Annotated in this window: 13 protein-coding genes, 2 tRNA genes and 1 pseudogene; 5 read left to right on the top strand and 11 right to left on the bottom strand. The window is 47.6% G+C overall.

Annotation, left to right across the window (positions count from 1 at the left end; translation table 11 throughout):
- Window positions 1-69: 69 nt before the first annotated feature.
- A complete protein-coding gene (locus T499_RS0110180) occupies window positions 70-879 on the top strand; it encodes a carboxypeptidase-like regulatory domain-containing protein (RefSeq protein WP_033150886.1) in 810 nt (269 codons plus the stop codon).
- 381 nt (window positions 880-1260) lie between these two features.
- Here the strand turns inward: T499_RS0110180 and T499_RS14490 are convergent.
- The 9 genes and pseudogenes from T499_RS14490 to T499_RS0110135 all read right to left on the bottom strand — a co-directional run.
- Window positions 1261-1374 (bottom strand): annotated as a pseudogene (locus T499_RS14490) (helix-turn-helix domain-containing protein); the annotation flags it as partial.
- 21 nt (window positions 1375-1395) lie between these two features.
- On the bottom strand, window positions 1396-3786 hold the full coding sequence (locus T499_RS0110170) for a TlpA family protein disulfide reductase (RefSeq protein WP_033150884.1): 2391 nt from the start codon (window positions 3784-3786) through the stop codon (window positions 1396-1398).
- Window positions 3787-3829: 43 nt separating this feature from the next.
- Window positions 3830-4102, bottom strand: coding sequence for a type II toxin-antitoxin system YafQ family toxin (locus T499_RS0110165; RefSeq protein WP_033150883.1), 273 nt, complete (start codon window positions 4100-4102; stop codon window positions 3830-3832).
- A complete protein-coding gene (locus T499_RS0110160) occupies window positions 4099-4353 on the bottom strand; it encodes a hypothetical protein (protein ID WP_033150882.1) in 255 nt (84 codons plus the stop codon). The genes T499_RS0110165 and T499_RS0110160 overlap by 4 nt, the downstream gene beginning before the upstream one ends.
- A 143-nt stretch (window positions 4354-4496) precedes the next feature.
- Window positions 4497-4569 (bottom strand) — tRNA-Lys (locus T499_RS0110155).
- A 42-nt stretch (window positions 4570-4611) separates the two neighbouring features.
- Window positions 4612-4684 (bottom strand) — tRNA-Lys (locus T499_RS0110150).
- Window positions 4685-4798: 114 nt separating this feature from the next.
- Window positions 4799-6283 carry a DUF5687 family protein gene (locus tag T499_RS0110145; RefSeq protein ID WP_033150881.1) on the bottom strand — a complete coding sequence of 495 codons (1485 nt, stop codon included), beginning with the start codon at window positions 6281-6283 and terminating at the stop codon, window positions 4799-4801.
- Between the two features lie 16 nt (window positions 6284-6299).
- Entirely contained in the window at window positions 6300-6896 is a 597-nt protein-coding gene (locus T499_RS0110140) for an outer membrane lipoprotein periplasmic chaperone LolA1 (RefSeq protein WP_033150880.1), read from the bottom strand.
- Window positions 6897-6898: 2 nt separating this feature from the next.
- Window positions 6899-9340 carry an FtsK/SpoIIIE family DNA translocase gene (locus T499_RS0110135; protein WP_033150879.1) on the bottom strand — a complete coding sequence of 814 codons (2442 nt, stop codon included), beginning with the start codon at window positions 9338-9340 and terminating at the stop codon, window positions 6899-6901.
- A gap of 89 nt (window positions 9341-9429) precedes the next feature.
- On the opposite strand from T499_RS0110135, the gene T499_RS0110130 reads away from it, so the two are divergent.
- From T499_RS0110130 to T499_RS0110115, 4 genes are read left to right on the top strand one after another with little or no spacing between them, the layout of a single operon-like run.
- A complete protein-coding gene (locus T499_RS0110130; RefSeq protein WP_033150878.1) occupies window positions 9430-10083 on the top strand; it encodes a 3'-5' exonuclease in 654 nt (217 codons plus the stop codon).
- Window positions 10061-11236 (top strand): class I SAM-dependent rRNA methyltransferase, encoded by a 1176-nt coding sequence (locus T499_RS0110125; protein WP_033150877.1) that lies wholly within the window; start codon window positions 10061-10063, stop codon window positions 11234-11236. Before T499_RS0110130 ends, T499_RS0110125 begins: the two co-directional genes overlap by 23 nt.
- On the top strand, window positions 11226-12527 hold the full coding sequence (gene tilS, locus T499_RS0110120; RefSeq protein ID WP_033150876.1) for a tRNA lysidine(34) synthetase TilS: 1302 nt from the start codon (window positions 11226-11228) through the stop codon (window positions 12525-12527). Before T499_RS0110125 ends, tilS begins: the two co-directional genes overlap by 11 nt.
- Before the next feature lie 7 nt (window positions 12528-12534).
- Window positions 12535-12930 (top strand): hypothetical protein, encoded by a 396-nt coding sequence (locus T499_RS0110115; RefSeq protein WP_033150875.1) that lies wholly within the window; start codon window positions 12535-12537, stop codon window positions 12928-12930.
- Window positions 12931-12994: 64 nt separating this feature from the next.
- Here T499_RS0110115 and T499_RS0110110 read toward each other — a convergent pair whose 3' ends face one another.
- Together T499_RS0110110 and rho are read right to left on the bottom strand one after the other, a co-directional pair.
- A complete protein-coding gene (locus T499_RS0110110) occupies window positions 12995-13441 on the bottom strand; it encodes a low molecular weight protein-tyrosine-phosphatase (RefSeq protein ID WP_033150941.1) in 447 nt (148 codons plus the stop codon).
- Window positions 13442-13444: 3 nt separating this feature from the next.
- The gene (gene rho / locus T499_RS0110105) at window positions 13445-15421 is read right to left on the bottom strand and encodes a transcription termination factor Rho (RefSeq protein WP_033150874.1); all 1977 of its coding nucleotides are present in this window, start codon (window positions 15419-15421) and stop codon (window positions 13445-13447) included.
- Between the last annotated feature and the right edge of the window lie 143 nt (window positions 15422-15564).

Genomic DNA, 15564 nt, shown 5'->3' with positions numbered 1-15564 from the left:
AACGACGAGTAATTCAGGGATAATAACTACATTTGCATGCGAATTTGCAACACTTATAATTACAAAAAAATGAAGAAGACCATACTCTTAACTGTATTTATGCAGTTGATGATTACAGCGAGTGCTCAGACCATTGTACGAGGCAACGTAGTAAACGAACACGGCGAGGCTGTAGAATATGTCAGCATTGGTTTTGATGAGGATAGTGTGGGCGTGATTTCCGACGCGAAGGGGCACTTTACGCTCACCATACCTGCGGGACGAAATAAGGACTTATCGTTCACGCATGTGTCGTATCAGGATGCTATCGTGCCTTATGCCACCTACAGCAAAGGAAATGATCTGAAGGTAGTACTAAAGGATAAAGTGATAGAACTGGCTGAGGTGGTAATCGGCAAGAAAAACAAAACGAACACGTTATCGGGGCGTTCGCTTGTAAGAATAGGGACAGTAGGATTCATAGGAAACATAAACGGCGACACGGAGTGGGGGCCGATATTCAAGAACAACAAGGACTATGTACTAAGTGAGATGCTTCTGACCATAGCTAAATGTAAATATGATGAGTGTGTGCTTAGTTTCAATGTCTATGAGCTACAGGGCAAGAAGTTTATCAACATCATGAACAAACCCATATACAAACATATATCACCCGCAGACGATGGCAAGAAATTCAGCGTAAGTCCCGATGAACACATCGTGCTTAAGGGTAAAAAGAAATATTGTATCAGTGTGAGTGTGGTTGACCATAAAGGTAATGGTGGATTATTCTTCCCAGCCAACTTTAAAAGCAGCTACGCCCGCAACGCCGTAAAGGGTAAGATGAAAAAACTTCCAGCCTGCCCACCAATCATCGTAAAAGGGTATAAAGTAGAATAGTTTGCTATGAGTATGGTTATAAAAAATGAGTTAGAAAAAAAATCTAACTCATTTTTTATGCGGTTGGTTCTATTTTATCTCCTCCAACAATTGTTGCACATCTTTGTCCTCACGACGGTTGCCGTCTTTATCGAAGATAGCAGCGAAGGGGATGGCTGTAAAATTGAGTCAGTAGGGCTGATGTTAAGTTTGTCGTGCAACTCGTTCACCGCATTCATATTAAATTCGCGAGAATAAACATTCTTCTCCTGTGCAATCTCCTCAGCCATCTTAGGGTCGTAATCAAAGGGAATATGTTTTATAAGGCTGAAAACTAAAATAAATAGGATGTGCCTTTGGGGCACATCCTATTTATTATTCATAACCAAAGTCTTTTATAACTTAATAAAGTGGTTTTACCACTTCTACTCTCAGTCCGAGAGCGTTGATAATACGATAGAATACTCCAACACTGGGAACGATGATCCCGTTCTCAATTTTTGAAATGTACATCTTTATGAATGAAAATGATTCTCATTACTTGCAGAATTTTCCCATAGTCTGTTTGAATGCCTCCAGATTTTGATCGTCGAGCCAACCTAGGTCGTGAATGTTTCCCTGCTTATCGATAATCTTATATGTGGGGAAGCTGTTTACACTCAGGTAATGCTCGATGGCACTCTGCTGTTCTTTGGGCAGATTGTAGTGAACGCAGTTTGGCCCTGTCAGGTTGTACTCCTTGATGACATTCTTCCACGATGCGTCGCTGCTGCCATTGCAGAGGTAGAGATATACGATATCGTAATCCTTGAGTGCCTCTTTCACTTTCCACGAATCCTTGAGTTTCTGCTTGCAAGGGCCGCACCATGTGCCCCACACGTCGAGATAGATGACGCGACCTTTATAGGGTTCGATGATCTTACGCAGCATCTTCTCGCCATCGGTCATGTTCGCCACATCGGTTGACGGTCGCAGACTGGCTGCATTAGCCAAGTCCTGATGCTCCAAAGCTACATACTTATCGTTTTCGGTCAAAACAAAGTTTAGTGCCGATGCCAACTTGATTTCTTTATTGGCGAAATTCAAATCAGAAGGGTCAAGCGACTTGCGGAACGAGTTAAGCTTCCAATAGAATTTGCGAGCCAAGGCCAGATCAATCAATGCCCTATCGGTAGTTGCCGATTCGATAGCCTGCTTTTGGTAATACAAATCTATCAACGAGAATTCTTGCTCTATCTCCTTCTTCACATCAGGACGCTCCATAATGGCAAGATACTGCTCCGCAATGCCAAGCTTATCTAAATCGGTACCAGCCAAATCAATGTTTAGACTATCTATCTTCTGGTTCTTGGCTTGTTTGGCATACTCCTTGTGAAATTCCACTGCATAACGCTCCATTAGGGCAAGCTCCTCGTCGGTAATCGATACCTTGCCATCAGCCCTAGCCTGGCGTAAAATGATGGGATAGGCACCGTCGTTCAACGTTATTCTGTAAGGATCAATGCTCACAGAGTGGCGCTCATCTCTCAGCTGGTCAAGATAGTCGCGCATAAATCGCGGGAATTCAGAATAGAGCGTATAGGGTTTAGGTGCGGGCTGCCACAACTTGGTGTTGACATAATCCATATACTCCTTGGGCAGACTTCGGCCTGGTACATCAAAGCGGGCCTGCATCATCGAATAGCCCTGCCCAGCCATAAACAGACCTTTAATATAATCAATATAGCGCTGCGATAGGTTGGGGCGATGAGTGATATCCGCCTGCATCTTGGTTATGATTGCATCAAAGACTTTATTCGCGCGTTCCATGAATTGCATGGCGCTCTCGCTTGGATTGATGCGTGTCTCCGGCCATGTTGCAGGACAAGCCACAAGCTCGTTTTGCAGGCGTACGTCATCGCCCATAAACAGTTTCTGACCAGTATTGAAGTCGTTGAGGAAGAAGTAGGTCTTTCCTGGCTCTAATACAGGATGTACCCATGATTGGCGCGGGGCGAGCGTAACGGTTGCAGAATTGAGCAGGGGCATACGGAGGGTGAATCGACCTAGCGAGTCGAGCTTTGCTGTAAAGCTTTCTGTTTTATCGGTGATAAAATTACTTGTCCAGACTTCAAATTCGCCGCTCTGTTTCCAAGCTTGCTCGGGCATATCCTTCAGCCAGCCTACGATGGTTACGCTGTCGCCCTCACGATAGCCATTGTCAACAAATCCCTTGCGAGTGTCTTTGGTAGGATAGTCGGGTAGGGCTTCTTGGGTTATCGGATTGCAGGCAATGGCCTTTCCGGTACCGATGGTGATGGGACGGATGCCTTTCTTGAGTTTGCCCACCTTGATGGTTAGTCCGTCGTTAAGAGTAAGCACGTAGGTGTCCTTCTGCTCGGTCTGATTCAGGATATCCCACACCTTATTATTATATATAACGTGGTGCTGGGCGAATCCTATCAACCAGTCGCCCGTAAGCGTGTTGCGCCAATAGGTGTCGGTGATGCCAACGGGGGTTACATCAGCATCAGCATTCGCATCAGCATCGCGTACAGCATTAATTATCCACATGCCGGGATCACTTATAGAAAACAGCCATGTAGATGCTGGCAGGGCATCGAACACCAGCGAGAAGTCTACCTTACAGTCCTTAGGTATCTTGACGGGCTGCCCCAGTTTCATACCTACGGCGTTCTTTGCTTCGTAGGTCTTACCGTCGGCCTGGAGTAGCGATTTCGCAGCCAATACACCTTCCTGGCCTGCAGCACGTTCTGGCATGTCGAAATGCATGAACACCTCAGTGCTGTCGGCACTCAGTACAACCTTGGTTATTTTAACAAATGGTACATTGGAATAGCCTGTAACAATGTTATTCCATATTCGAGTTTGTGCCCACCCGGCAGTTGCAACAATGACCAGCACAATAGTTGATAAAAGTTTCTTCATTTATTGATGGATTTATTATTGATTGTAATTGATATAAATACTCTTATTTGAATAGCTCAGAGTGGGAGCCAAGTCTTACAAGTTCAATGGTGTCGATCTCTTCGTCAATCCATATCAGAAGGAAGTCGCCTCCTATATGACATTCCATGCAGCCTTTATATTCGCCGAGTAGCATGTGTGGTTTGTACTCTGCGGGAATAGGCTGCTCATTCATCAGCATTTTCAGCACTTCTTTTAGTGCTTCAACCTTCTTTGGATTATTTCTGTATTTCTTGTAGTCCTTCTTGTACTGGGTTGTAGGTTGTAGTTTTTTCATTTATCCGAATCTAAATCCTTAAAGAGTTCATCAATATCATCATAAACCTTATTGGGGTTCTTACCTGACTTAGCCTCCTTGATAGCGGCTTTAGTCACCTCGTTAGGTTCATCAAATACAATACCAAGCAGCACACTCTCAACATAGTTATTGAGTGTTCTGTTCTCTCGTGCAGCATTTCGCTTTAATCCCTCCAAGAGGTCAGCCCTAAGTCTGAACGAAGCGGGCTTTCTAATCGTCGTTGTTGCCATACTTTGTAATTCAATTGTAATACATCTGGCTGCAAAGATAAGACAATTATTTGAGACCTCCAAGGATTTATGAATATTTTATCTGGTTTGATACAAAAATAAAATAAGGAGATAAGTTATATAACTTATCTCCTTATTCTTAGTACACCCGCAGAGGCTCGAACTCTGGACACCCTGATTAAGAGTCAGGTGCTCTACCAACTGAGCTACGGGTGCATCATTTTGGTGGCTTTTTAGGGCCTGTTTTCTTGCAAAAAGTACACCCGCAGAGGCTCGAACTCTGGACACCCTGATTAAGAGTCAGGTGCTCTACCAACTGAGCTACGGGTGCATCATTTTTTGCTTTGTATCAGCTCTCTTGCTGAATTGCGGGTGCAAAGGTACGACTATTTTTTGAAACCACCAAACTTTTTCGCGATTTTCTTTCAAAAAACTCAAAAAAAGCCTAGAAATCGCGTGTATTCATGAATCCTTCGAGGTTTTCATACCTTCTTTTCATCATTCTAGTGTAAATGTTGCGAATCCAAATGGGGTGTGAAATGATGAATGCCAAACCCACAATACACATAAAAATATAGGTATATGTAAGACCCACTAACAAATATCCGAGACCAGTAATGAGCACAGGACCAAAAAGTGCAAACAACTCAATGACCAACTGCATTCCATTTTCGAAGTTACCCTTAGCTGTTACCTTGAGTTGCAAAGGCAGAGTCTGCTTATTGTAAACCGCCAGCTGGAAGATGACGAAATGCAGGAATCCGGCCGTTAGTAACATGTAAGCAAACAGCATCAGTATGGTGTACTTGCCAGTGAAAACGGCAGGCAACATGATAACAAATGGAATAATGAGCACAGCGCTATAAAAAATGAACTTGGCACGCAGCAGGGCGATGATGTTTTCGCGGTGCATCATCAGCAGTTCGATATAGTTGCCTTCCTGCCCCATAATCTTAATCAGGGCAGTTACGCCATAAAGGGCAAAACAGTACAGGCACCAGAAGTTCTGCATCAGCTCGCTGTCGTAAATAGTGGTATAAGCCACCAGCAGCGAGAAAGCAATCACGGCACACAGACTATAGATACAGCGCGTACGCATGGTTTTATTGCGAATGTTCGACTTAAGTTCGATTTTAAGATATTCGCCAATCAATCCGAAGCGATTAAAGAATGCGAACTCTGACACATGCTTGAGTGCACGCTCGGTTTTCTTCGAGATTTCCTCGTACACAAAGATAAACTGCATGTGGCGGTTTACAAAGAACAAACCGCAGATAACCAGCAGCACGATAGGCAGGGCGTACCACGACAAACCTTGAGCAATAATCATATCTACCATTTTATCGAAGGTGTCGGCCTTTGGCGACAGCATCAGCGGTGTAAATGGCAGAGCGTAGAACACCAAACCAGGAATAAGCCACAGCACGCTGCGATTAATCAGTGTACGGAAGAACAGATAAATCTGACTGTTCAAGATCATGAGCAGCTCGCAGGTTACCAACTCGAGCATTACCAGTGGGAAGCTCTCGCCAGCAAACAGCTGGATGATAGAGTAGGGCACAAACATGCAAAGCCACAGCAGATTGTAGCCACTCACGTGCTCGCCAATCAAGAAACACTCGATGGCGGTATAGCGCGAAATGGGCTGCAGAATGTAGGGTTTAACCATCATGCCAGGTGTGGTTTGCACGATGAAACGCAGCAGGAAATCGATGGCCATATAAAAAGGCGCAAAAGCCAGCATCATGCCAGCCTCGCCTTTGGCTGCCATACCAACTATGCAACCATACATAATAAGGTAAAGGGCAAACATGCCAGCACCTAAATAAATAAGTAACTTGGCCCATTTATTCTGCTCGAAGGCAGGACTACGTTTATAACTCAGGTTAGTGTTCTTACGAAGCAGTCGGTACAGTTGAAATTTGTTCATTGTTTAAGTTTTGATTTTATCTAAGATCGATGATTTCGGCTTTGGGGAAGTCTTTTGAGTTGAAGCGGAACTGACCGTCGGCCAGCTTCTCCTTCTTAATGTTACTGATATCGAAGGTGGTCCACTTCTTACCCTGCAACATCTTAACCTGCTTGGGCTGATAGTTCTTCTTATCAACGGAAACAAACAGTTCCTTGATTTTGCGCTCACCGCTGTTGGCCAGCAGATGCACCACATAATCCTTACCAGCCGTGTTGATAGTGTAGTTATAACCACGCTTGTACAGATTGATAAAGTTGTAGGGATTGATGGCCTGCAACTGCGCCTCGGTAGGATTGCTCACATTCACCTCATCGTTATTCTTCATGTAGGTCCACTGTGTTTTACCATCGAACCATACGGTGGCCTGAGGTGTGGTAGCATAAAACTTCTTACCTTTGATGGCGATGGTACCACTGGTGCTACCACTGGTGGCGCTCATCTTAAAGTTTGCTTTTACGCCCTGTGGGGCAGTGATGGTGGCAGCAGCCTTATCCAATACGCTCTTTGCTGTCTGCGCATAGCCTCCTACGGCCAGCAGCGCAGCAACCAGCATCATACTTAATCGTTTCATTTTTATCGTAAACTATTTAAAAGATTATTCAAACTATTCTCATCCTGAATCAGTACCTCGCGAGGTTTCGAACCCATAGCGGCACCAACCACACCGGCTTTCTCGAGCTGGTCCATCAGTCGGCCTGCACGGTTGTAACCGATAGCGAACTTACGCTGTATGAGTGATGTAGAACCGCTCTGATTCATAACAATCAATCGGGCTGCATCGTCGAACAGCGGATCGAGATGAGCCATATCCACATCTCTATCACCAGCATCACCCATATCGGCCTCGGGCATATCGGGCTCGGGCAACTCAAATGGTGCACCGTAGCTCTGCTGCTCACTGATGTACTCATTGATACGTTCAACCTCGGGAGTATCCACAAAGGCACACTGTACACGCTCGGGCTCTGAGCCGCCTACCAGCGCCAGCATATCACCACGACCAATCAGCTGCTGAGCACCTGTACGGTCGAGAATGGTCTTTGAGTCGATACCTGCCGAAACCTTAAAGGCGATACGGCTTGGGAAGTTGGCCTTGATGGTACCGGTAATGATATTGGTTGTTGGACGCTGGGTAGCGATAATCATGTGGATACCCACGGCACGTGCCAGCTGGGCGATACGTGCGATAGGCAACTCAACCTCCTTACCGGCAGTCATAATCAGATCACCGAACTCATCGATCACCACCACAATGTATGGCAGGAAACGGTGACCGTTGTTAGGATTCAGCTGACGGGCTGTAAACTTCTGGTTGTACTCCTTGATGTTATGTGCACGGGCCACCTTCAGCAGGTCATAACGTGTATCCATCTCCTTACACAGCGAGTTCAAGGTACGTACCACCTTGGTTACGTCGGTAATAATAGGATCGGCCTCTTCGTCGGGCACCTGTGCCAGGAAGTGATTGCAGATAGGCTCGTAGAAGCTGAACTCCACCTTCTTCGGGTCAACCAGCACAATCTTCAGCTCGGCTGGGTGCTTCTTATATAATAAAGAGGTAATGATGGCGTTCAAACCAACCGATTTACCCTGACCGGTAGCACCAGCCACCAGCAAGTGTGGTGCCTTGGCCAAATCGAACATAAACACCTCGTTGGTAATCGTTTTACCAATAGCACAAGGCAGCTCCATCTTCGACTCCTGGAACTTCTTAGAGTTCAGGATCGACTCCATCGATACAGTTGAAGGCTTGGCATTTGGTACCTCGATACCCACCGTACCCTTACCAGGCATAGGAGCGATGATACGGATGCCGAGTGCAGCCAGACTCAGGGCGATATCATCCTCAAGGTTCTTCACCTTCTGGATACGTACGCCTTGTGCCAATGTAATCTCGTAAAGTGTGATGGTAGGACCAACGGTAGCCTTAATGCTGCTGATTTCAACACCAAAGGTGCGTAGCACATCCACGATACGGTTCTTATTAGCATTCTGCTCGGCCATATCGATATAGGGTTTGCCATCGTTGTCGTATTTCTTCAGCAGGTCGAGGGTGGGGTACTTATAGTGCTCCAGATCGCGCTTGGGATCGTAAGGTTCGTTGCTCTCAACAGCATCGGCCACGGTCTTGGCATTAGCAGCCTCGGTATCGCCCTTAGCCTCTTCAACCACCATCTCAATCTCGCCAGCAGCTTCGGGCTGCTTAGGCTCGGGCTTGACAGGCTTAGGCATCGGACCTTCCTTAATGTTGATATCCTCGTTCTGGTAGCCCTCGTCGATAACCACAGCACCGCCATTATCGTCGAAAATAACCTCCTGCTTGGCAGGATCGTCGAACACCAGTGTCTCGGCTTCCTCGTCCTCATACTCATTAGTATCCGTCTGCTCACCGCCCTTGTTAACGGTAAACTTTACCTTATTATAATAGATGGCGGGGTTAAGCAATTTGCGGATAAAGATAACTGTAGCGGCACTGAAGTAGGTGAGGAAAGCCACAGCCACCAGAATAAGCAAGGCTGTGAGACCAGGTGCACCCACCAAGTTGCCAATAAAGCTGCTGATATACAAACCGTGATCGCCACCAGGATTGTAGCTAGCGTTGGCAAACAATGGCTCCAGGAATGTGGCCAGTGCAACCGATGCCCAAATCATGAGCAGCATCGAAGCGAGTGCCCACTTAAGCAGGTTTACACGATAGGCCTTCATCAGGTGTATAGCAACCACGAACAGCAGTACCGGAATCAGGAATGCCGGCAAGCCAAAGCAGTGCTTAATAAAGAACCACGATGCATAGGCACCCAACGAGCCACAGGTGTTGGCAAACTCATGATGTTCGTTCATCACCTCACCGGCACGCGGTTCCTCTATCAGGGTTTGGTCGGCCGCACCCGTTGTAAAGTATGACACGAATGCGAAACACAGGTAGATAGAAATACCAAATATGATGGCACCGAGTATAAAGCTCAAGCGCTCTTTATTTTCGTTGTTTGAGTTCTTTTTCTTTCCTTTCTTCATATAGTTTATGATATTTTCGTGCAAAAGTAGCTAAAATCGCTCATATTTCATCATAAATCGGGATTTTTTTTATAATTTTGCACGCAGAAATGAAAAAGTTAATACAAAACAAGGTAGATAAGAAGGCAATTTCGCAATTTCCACGTGCCACTTTCGACGGAAAGATTGTGGTAGTGGTGTCGCAAGCCGAAGCCGAGCGAGCAGTTGATTACCTGCTGGCTCAACCCGTGCTTGGGTTCGATACCGAAACGCGCCCCAGCTTTAAAAAGGGCGTACACCACAAGTGCTCGTTGTTGCAGGTATCCACCGAGAACTGCTGCTTCCTGTTCCGTTTGAATCACATTGGTCTTTGCCCTGCCGTTAAGCGCTTGTTGGCCGACAACACCGTAACCAAGGTGGGCCTGGCATGGCGAAACGATGCATTAGGCTTGCACCAGTTAGGCGATTTTGAGATGGGCGAGTTTGTAGATTTGCAGGATATGGCCCGCAAGATAGGTATCGAGGATCAGAGTCTGGCTAAGCTCTACGCCAACGTGTTTGGCGAACGCATCAGCAAACGCGAGCAGCTAACCAACTGGGAGCGCGACGTACTCGACGACCATCAGAAGCGCTATGCAGCCACCGATGCGTGGGCCTGTGTACAGCTTTATAATGAGTTTAAAAGAATGATTGAAAATAATGATTATCAACTGGTTATCGTACCAGAAATAACAACTAAGAATAATGAAGAAACTATATCTTAAGCGAGGTAAAGAAGAGAGTTTATTGCGTTTCCATCCATGGGTATTCTCGGGTGCCATTGCACAGGCCGACGACGATTTGAAGGATGGCGACCTGGTGCGCGTATTAACCAATCATGGCGATTTCATCGCTGTTGGTCACTTCCAGATGGGATCTATCGCCGTACGTATCCTCTCATTCCGCGATGTTGATATCGATGCCGATTTCTGGGCATCTCGACTGGCCTCGGCACTCAAAGTGCGCCAATCCATCGGCATTGCCGACAATCCCAAGAACAACACCTACCGTCTGGTACACGGCGAGGGCGATAACCTGCCCGGACTGATTATCGACGTTTACGACCGCACCGCCGTTATGCAGGCTCATAGTATTGGTATGCACCTGCAGCGCAAGCAGATAGCCGAGCAGCTGGTAAAGGTAATGGGCAGCCGTATTGATAATGTATATTACAAGAGCGAAACCACACTGCCGTTTATGGACGATATGGAGAACGGCTTTGTATATGGCGGCAGCGAGGACAACGTGGCACTCGAGAACGGCTTGAAGTTCTACGTAGACTGGCTGCGCGGACAGAAAACCGGATTCTTTGTGGATCAGCGCGACAACCGTTCGCTGCTCGAGCGTTATTCGGCCGGCAAGAGCGTGCTTAACATGTTCTGTTACACCGGTGGATTCTCGGTTTACGCCATGCGCGGCGGCGCCAAACTGGTACACTCGGTAGATAGCAGCGCTAAGGCCATCGAGCTTACCAACCGCAATATAGCCCTGAACTTTGAGGGCGACAACCGCCACGAGGCCTTCTGCGAAGACGCCTTCAAGTACCTTGAGCAGGCAGGCAACAATTACGATTTGATTATTCTCGACCCTCCTGCATTTGCCAAGCACCGTGGTGCCCTGCATAATGCATTGAAGGGTTACACCCGCCTGAACAACAAGGCGTTCCAGAAGATTCAGCCAGGCGGCATACTCTTTACGTTCAGCTGTTCGCAGGTAGTTACCAAGGATCACTTCCGCAACGCCGTATTCACAGCTGCAGCCCAGGCAGGCCGCAAGGTTCGCATTCTGCACCAGCTGCACCAGCCAGCCGACCATCCTATTAACATCTATCACCCCGAGGGCGAGTATCTGAAAGGACTGGTGCTGTATGTTGAATAAGGTTAGAAAGTTTATTGAGCGCGAGAAGCTTCTTTATCGCTCCGATCTGCATTTGGTAGGCCTGAGCGGTGGAGCCGACTCAGTAGCCTTGCTCTTGATTTTAAAGGATTTGGGCTATAGAATCGAGGCTGCACATTGTAATTTTCGTTTACGTGGCGAAGAGAGCGATCGCGACGAGCAGTTTGTACGTAACCTTTGCAAGCAGCACGATATTCCGCTTCATGTAATTCATTTCGACACAAAAGAATATGCTGCACTACATAAAGTAAGTATTGAGATGGCTGCACGCGATTTGCGCTACGGCTATTTCCGTCAGCTTTGTCAGGATATCGGAGCCACAGATGTGTGTATCGCCCATCATCGCGACGATGCTGTTGAGACGCTGATGATGAACCTGTCACGTGGTGCTGGCATACACGGACTTACAGGCATCCGTCCTAAGAACGATATCGTGCGACGTCCATTGTTGTGTATTAATCGACAGGAGATCCTAGAATATCTCGATTCCATCGGTCAGCCTTATGTTACTGATTCAAGCAATCTCGAGGCCGACGTGCTGCGTAACAAACTGCGTCTTATGGTGTTGCCGCTTCTCGAAGAAATCGCCCCTGGCGCTATGGCCAACATCTATAAAACCGCCAATTACCTGCGCGAGGCCGAGGAGGTATATAATAAGAAAATCGAAGATTATAAAGATAACTTCATATCTGATAATAAATTCTACAAAGATTCAGACATAACACCGTCGATGCCGTCGATACTTCACGAGTGGCTGTCGCCTTTTGGTTTTAACTCTACGCAAACCGAGCAGATACTTGATTGCATGAACGAGACTGGGCGTGAATTTCTTTCGGCCACACATAGGTTAGTGGTTGATCGTGAATTCTTTGAGGTTGAGCCTATTACAGATCCGATTAAACCGCTTAAAATACCCGAGACAGGTACCTATCGTGACGAAGACCAAACGGCCTTTAAGTTCGAGATAACCACCGATACCACCGTATCACGTGAGCCCTATGTGGCTACGCTCGATGCCGATAAGGTGCAGTTCCCGCTCACGGTGCGCCTTGTAGAGCAGGGCGACAGATTCGTACCTTTTGGTATGAAAGGCAGCAAACTGGTGAGCGACTATCTTACCGACCAGAAGGTAAGTATCTTGGATAAGCGCCACCAGGAGGTAGTAACCGATGCCACAGGCGCCATTATGTGGCTAATCGGTCGCCGCACAGATAACCGTTTCTGTGTAAGCAAAGAAACCACAAACGTATTGCGAATAACAGTTACTTTTTAGATAGGTTATGAAAAAGTTAGTTATCTTTTTGGTGATTATAGGCGCCATTGCATTAGGTTTGATGGTCACCACGCCCGATCGTCAGCAGCATGTTGATACCATTAAATCGGTCATGAAAGGCGCTGTAAGTGCCGAATTGCGCGAAAACAACATCGATGGTCCGCTTGGCTCGATAGCCTCGGTAGCCGCCACCACAGCCGTTGATCAGTTCCTGAACACCAACTTCCTGGTTCGCGACCACCGCTTCTACAGCCTTGGCTTTGTAGATTACGATGGCGAGTTTATCATGGTATCCGTAGGTGTGTTTAACCACGTGTACACCCTCGACGAGGATCAAGCCCGCCAACTCATCAAAAAGAAACTTGAGGAAATAAATCCTTTAGACTTTCTGAAGAAAGACTAAAAGAATTAATATCTTTAAAAACAAATTCAGTGTATTTGGTCAACAAATTCACTGAATTTGATCATCAAATACACTGAATTTGTTCTTCGAGTAACGCTTGGCAGCCGCGGAGGACATCCTGCCAGGTAGCTTCGAAGTTGCCGGTGTACCATGGGTCGGCAACATCTTTATCGTAAAGCAGGGGGCGGATTTTTCCCTCGGGGTCGCCACCGGCTATACGGGTCATATTACGAAGATTGGCAGAATCCATACCTATCAACAGGTCGTAACGGCTGTAGTCAGCGCGGGTCATCTGACGGGCGGCGTGGCCATTGCAGCTGATGCCGTGCTCGGCCAGCTTGCGGCGTGCGGGTGGATATACGGGATTGCCAATCTCCTCGGTAGAAGTTGCAGCTGACGCGATCATGTACTGATCGGTCAGCTGCGCCTGTTCTACTAAGTATTTCATCACGTACTCTGCCATCGGACTGCGGCAGATATTACCGTGACAAACGAAAAGAATCTTCTTCATCATTTATCCGTTCATCGACAGGAGGAACTCCTCGTTTGTGCGGGTGGTTACCAGACGATCGCGAACGGTGCTCATGGCCTCGATAGGATTCATATCGGCAATGAACTTACGCATAATCCACATGCGGTTAAGTGTGGTATCATCAAGCAGCAGATCGTCGCGGCGTGTTGAAGACAGCACGATATCGATAGCTGGGAAGATGCGCTTGTTGGCCAGCGAGCGGTTAAGCTGGATTTCAGAGTTACCTGTACCCTTGAACTCCTCGAAGATAACCTCGTCCATCTTAGAACCAGTATCAACCAGAGCTGTTGCAATGATGGTGAGCGAACCGCCACCCTCGATGTTACGAGCAGCTCCGAAGAAACGCTTTGGCTTCTGCAGGGCGTTGCTATCCACACCACCGGTAAGAATCTTACCAGAGGTAGGTGCTACGGTGTTATAAGCACGAGCCAGACGGGTGATTGAATCGAGGAAGATAACTACATCGTGACCACACTCTACCATACGCTTAGCCTTTTCGAGCACGATACCGGCAATCTTTACGTGGCGCTCGGCAGGCTCATCAAAGGTTGATGCAATCACCTCGGCATTTACGGTGCGGGCCATATCGGTAACCTCCTCAGGACGCTCATCGATCAGCAGCATCATGATATAAGCCTCAGGATGATTGGCGGCAATAGCGTTGGCGATATCCTTCATGAGCACGGTTTTACCGGTCTTAGGCTGGGCCACAATCAGGGCACGCTGACCTTTACCGATTGGCGAGAAGAGATCGACAATACGAACCGATGGGTTGGTAGTGGCGCGATCGCCGCAGAGGGTGAACTTCTCCTCGGGGAACAGTGGTGTAAGGTGCTCGAAGGCTACACGGTTACGAACCTCATCAGGGTGACGACCATTGATGCTACGAACATCGGTCATAGCAAAGAACTTCTCGCCCTCGTGTGGTGGACGAACGGTGCACTCTACCACGTCACCAGTCTTCAAACCGTAGCGCTTAATCTGCTGAGGAGCTACATATACATCGTCGGGTGACGACAGATAGTTGTAATCACTCGAACGCAGGAAACCATAGCCATCGGTAAGAATCTCCAATACGCCGTTAGCATCAATCAGGTCGGCAAAGTCGTAGCGTGGCTGCGAGCTGGGCACGGCATTGCGATTAAGAACGGGCTGCTCGGGAGTGGCAACGGGTGCTACCGGACGGTCGAACATATCGAGTGTAGGTATAGCGCTCTGGTCCTCGATGGGGATATCCAGAATGGTAATAAAATCGGTACCATCGCCTGGGTCGCCCATCCATACACCATTCTCATCAACCTCGTCGGTCATTGGGTCGGGTGCAACCTCCTGGGCTTCAGGTGCCTGCTCAGGCTCTTCCTCGGGCTCATACTCTGGCTCGGGGGCAGCAACCTTTGTAGCAGCCATTTTTTCGCGCAGCTGCTCGATAGCGTTAGATGCTACCTCATCGTCGGCATCATCGGCACCAACAGCAAACTGGGCAGCCTCGGGCACAACAAACTCCTCGGCCTCGGCAGCGGCTTTGGCAGCAGCAGCCTCGATGGCAGCACGTGCAGCAGCCTCTTCGGCCTCTTTCTCGGCCTTGCTCTTACGTCCGCGCTTCTTAGGTTTAGGTGCTTCTTCGGGTTCAGCCTCGGCAGGGGCAGCGGGAGCAGCAGGCATATCGGCAAACAGCTGTGGCTGCTCGGCCTTTTTGCGGGTACGGTTGCTCTTCGAGTCGAGATTCTCACCGTCCTCGCCATTTACTGTATAAACCTTGCTGGTATCTTTCTTTGCAATACGTGTACGCTTGCGTTTAGGTGAATCCTCGGCTGTGGCGCTCTGTTCGGCAGCCTTGTCGAGTATGGCATACACCACGTCAGTAAGCTGGTCGTCGGGCGAAACCTTAATACCAAGCTCGTCGGCAATACCCACAAGCTGGGGTATGTCCATAGATTCTAATTCTTCTTTTGTATACATACAATATGTACTTAAATTACATTTATGATTCTGAAAAGATTTTGTGGAAATGCTTCGCGAACGGAAGCACTGATTAGAAAAATCGTTGCAAAGGTACGCATATTTTTGCGAACCACCAAACTTTTTCGGAAAAATTTCGTATC

The sequence above is a fragment of the Prevotella sp. RM4 genome (assembly GCF_000701965.1).
Taxonomy (GTDB): domain Bacteria; phylum Bacteroidota; class Bacteroidia; order Bacteroidales; family Bacteroidaceae; genus Prevotella; species Prevotella ruminicola.
This window is presented reverse-complemented; position numbering and strand designations above follow the sequence as displayed.

Bases quoted from the DNA above. Each gene is read 5' to 3' on its own strand.
- T499_RS0110180 (WP_033150886.1), top strand. From the start codon at position 70: ATGAAGAAGACCATACTCTTAACTGTATTTATGCAGTTGATGATTACA.
- T499_RS0110170 (WP_033150884.1), bottom strand. From the start codon at position 3,786: ATGAAGAAACTTTTATCAACTATTGTGCTGGTCATTGTTGCAACTGCC.
- T499_RS0110165 (WP_033150883.1), bottom strand. From the start codon at position 4,102: ATGAAAAAACTACAACCTACAACCCAGTACAAGAAGGACTACAAGAAA.
- T499_RS0110160 (WP_033150882.1), bottom strand. From the start codon at position 4,353: ATGGCAACAACGACGATTAGAAAGCCCGCTTCGTTCAGACTTAGGGCT.
- T499_RS0110145 (WP_033150881.1), bottom strand. From the start codon at position 6,283: ATGAACAAATTTCAACTGTACCGACTGCTTCGTAAGAACACTAACCTG.
- T499_RS0110140 (WP_033150880.1), bottom strand. From the start codon at position 6,896: ATGAAACGATTAAGTATGATGCTGGTTGCTGCGCTGCTGGCCGTAGGA.
- T499_RS0110135 (WP_033150879.1), bottom strand. From the start codon at position 9,340: ATGAAGAAAGGAAAGAAAAAGAACTCAAACAACGAAAATAAAGAGCGC.
- T499_RS0110130 (WP_033150878.1), top strand. From the start codon at position 9,430: ATGAAAAAGTTAATACAAAACAAGGTAGATAAGAAGGCAATTTCGCAA.
- tilS (WP_033150876.1), top strand. From the start codon at position 11,226: ATGTTGAATAAGGTTAGAAAGTTTATTGAGCGCGAGAAGCTTCTTTAT.
- T499_RS0110115 (WP_033150875.1), top strand. From the start codon at position 12,535: ATGAAAAAGTTAGTTATCTTTTTGGTGATTATAGGCGCCATTGCATTA.
- T499_RS0110110 (WP_033150941.1), bottom strand. From the start codon at position 13,441: ATGAAGAAGATTCTTTTCGTTTGTCACGGTAATATCTGCCGCAGTCCG.
- rho (WP_033150874.1), bottom strand. From the start codon at position 15,421: ATGTATACAAAAGAAGAATTAGAATCTATGGACATACCCCAGCTTGTG.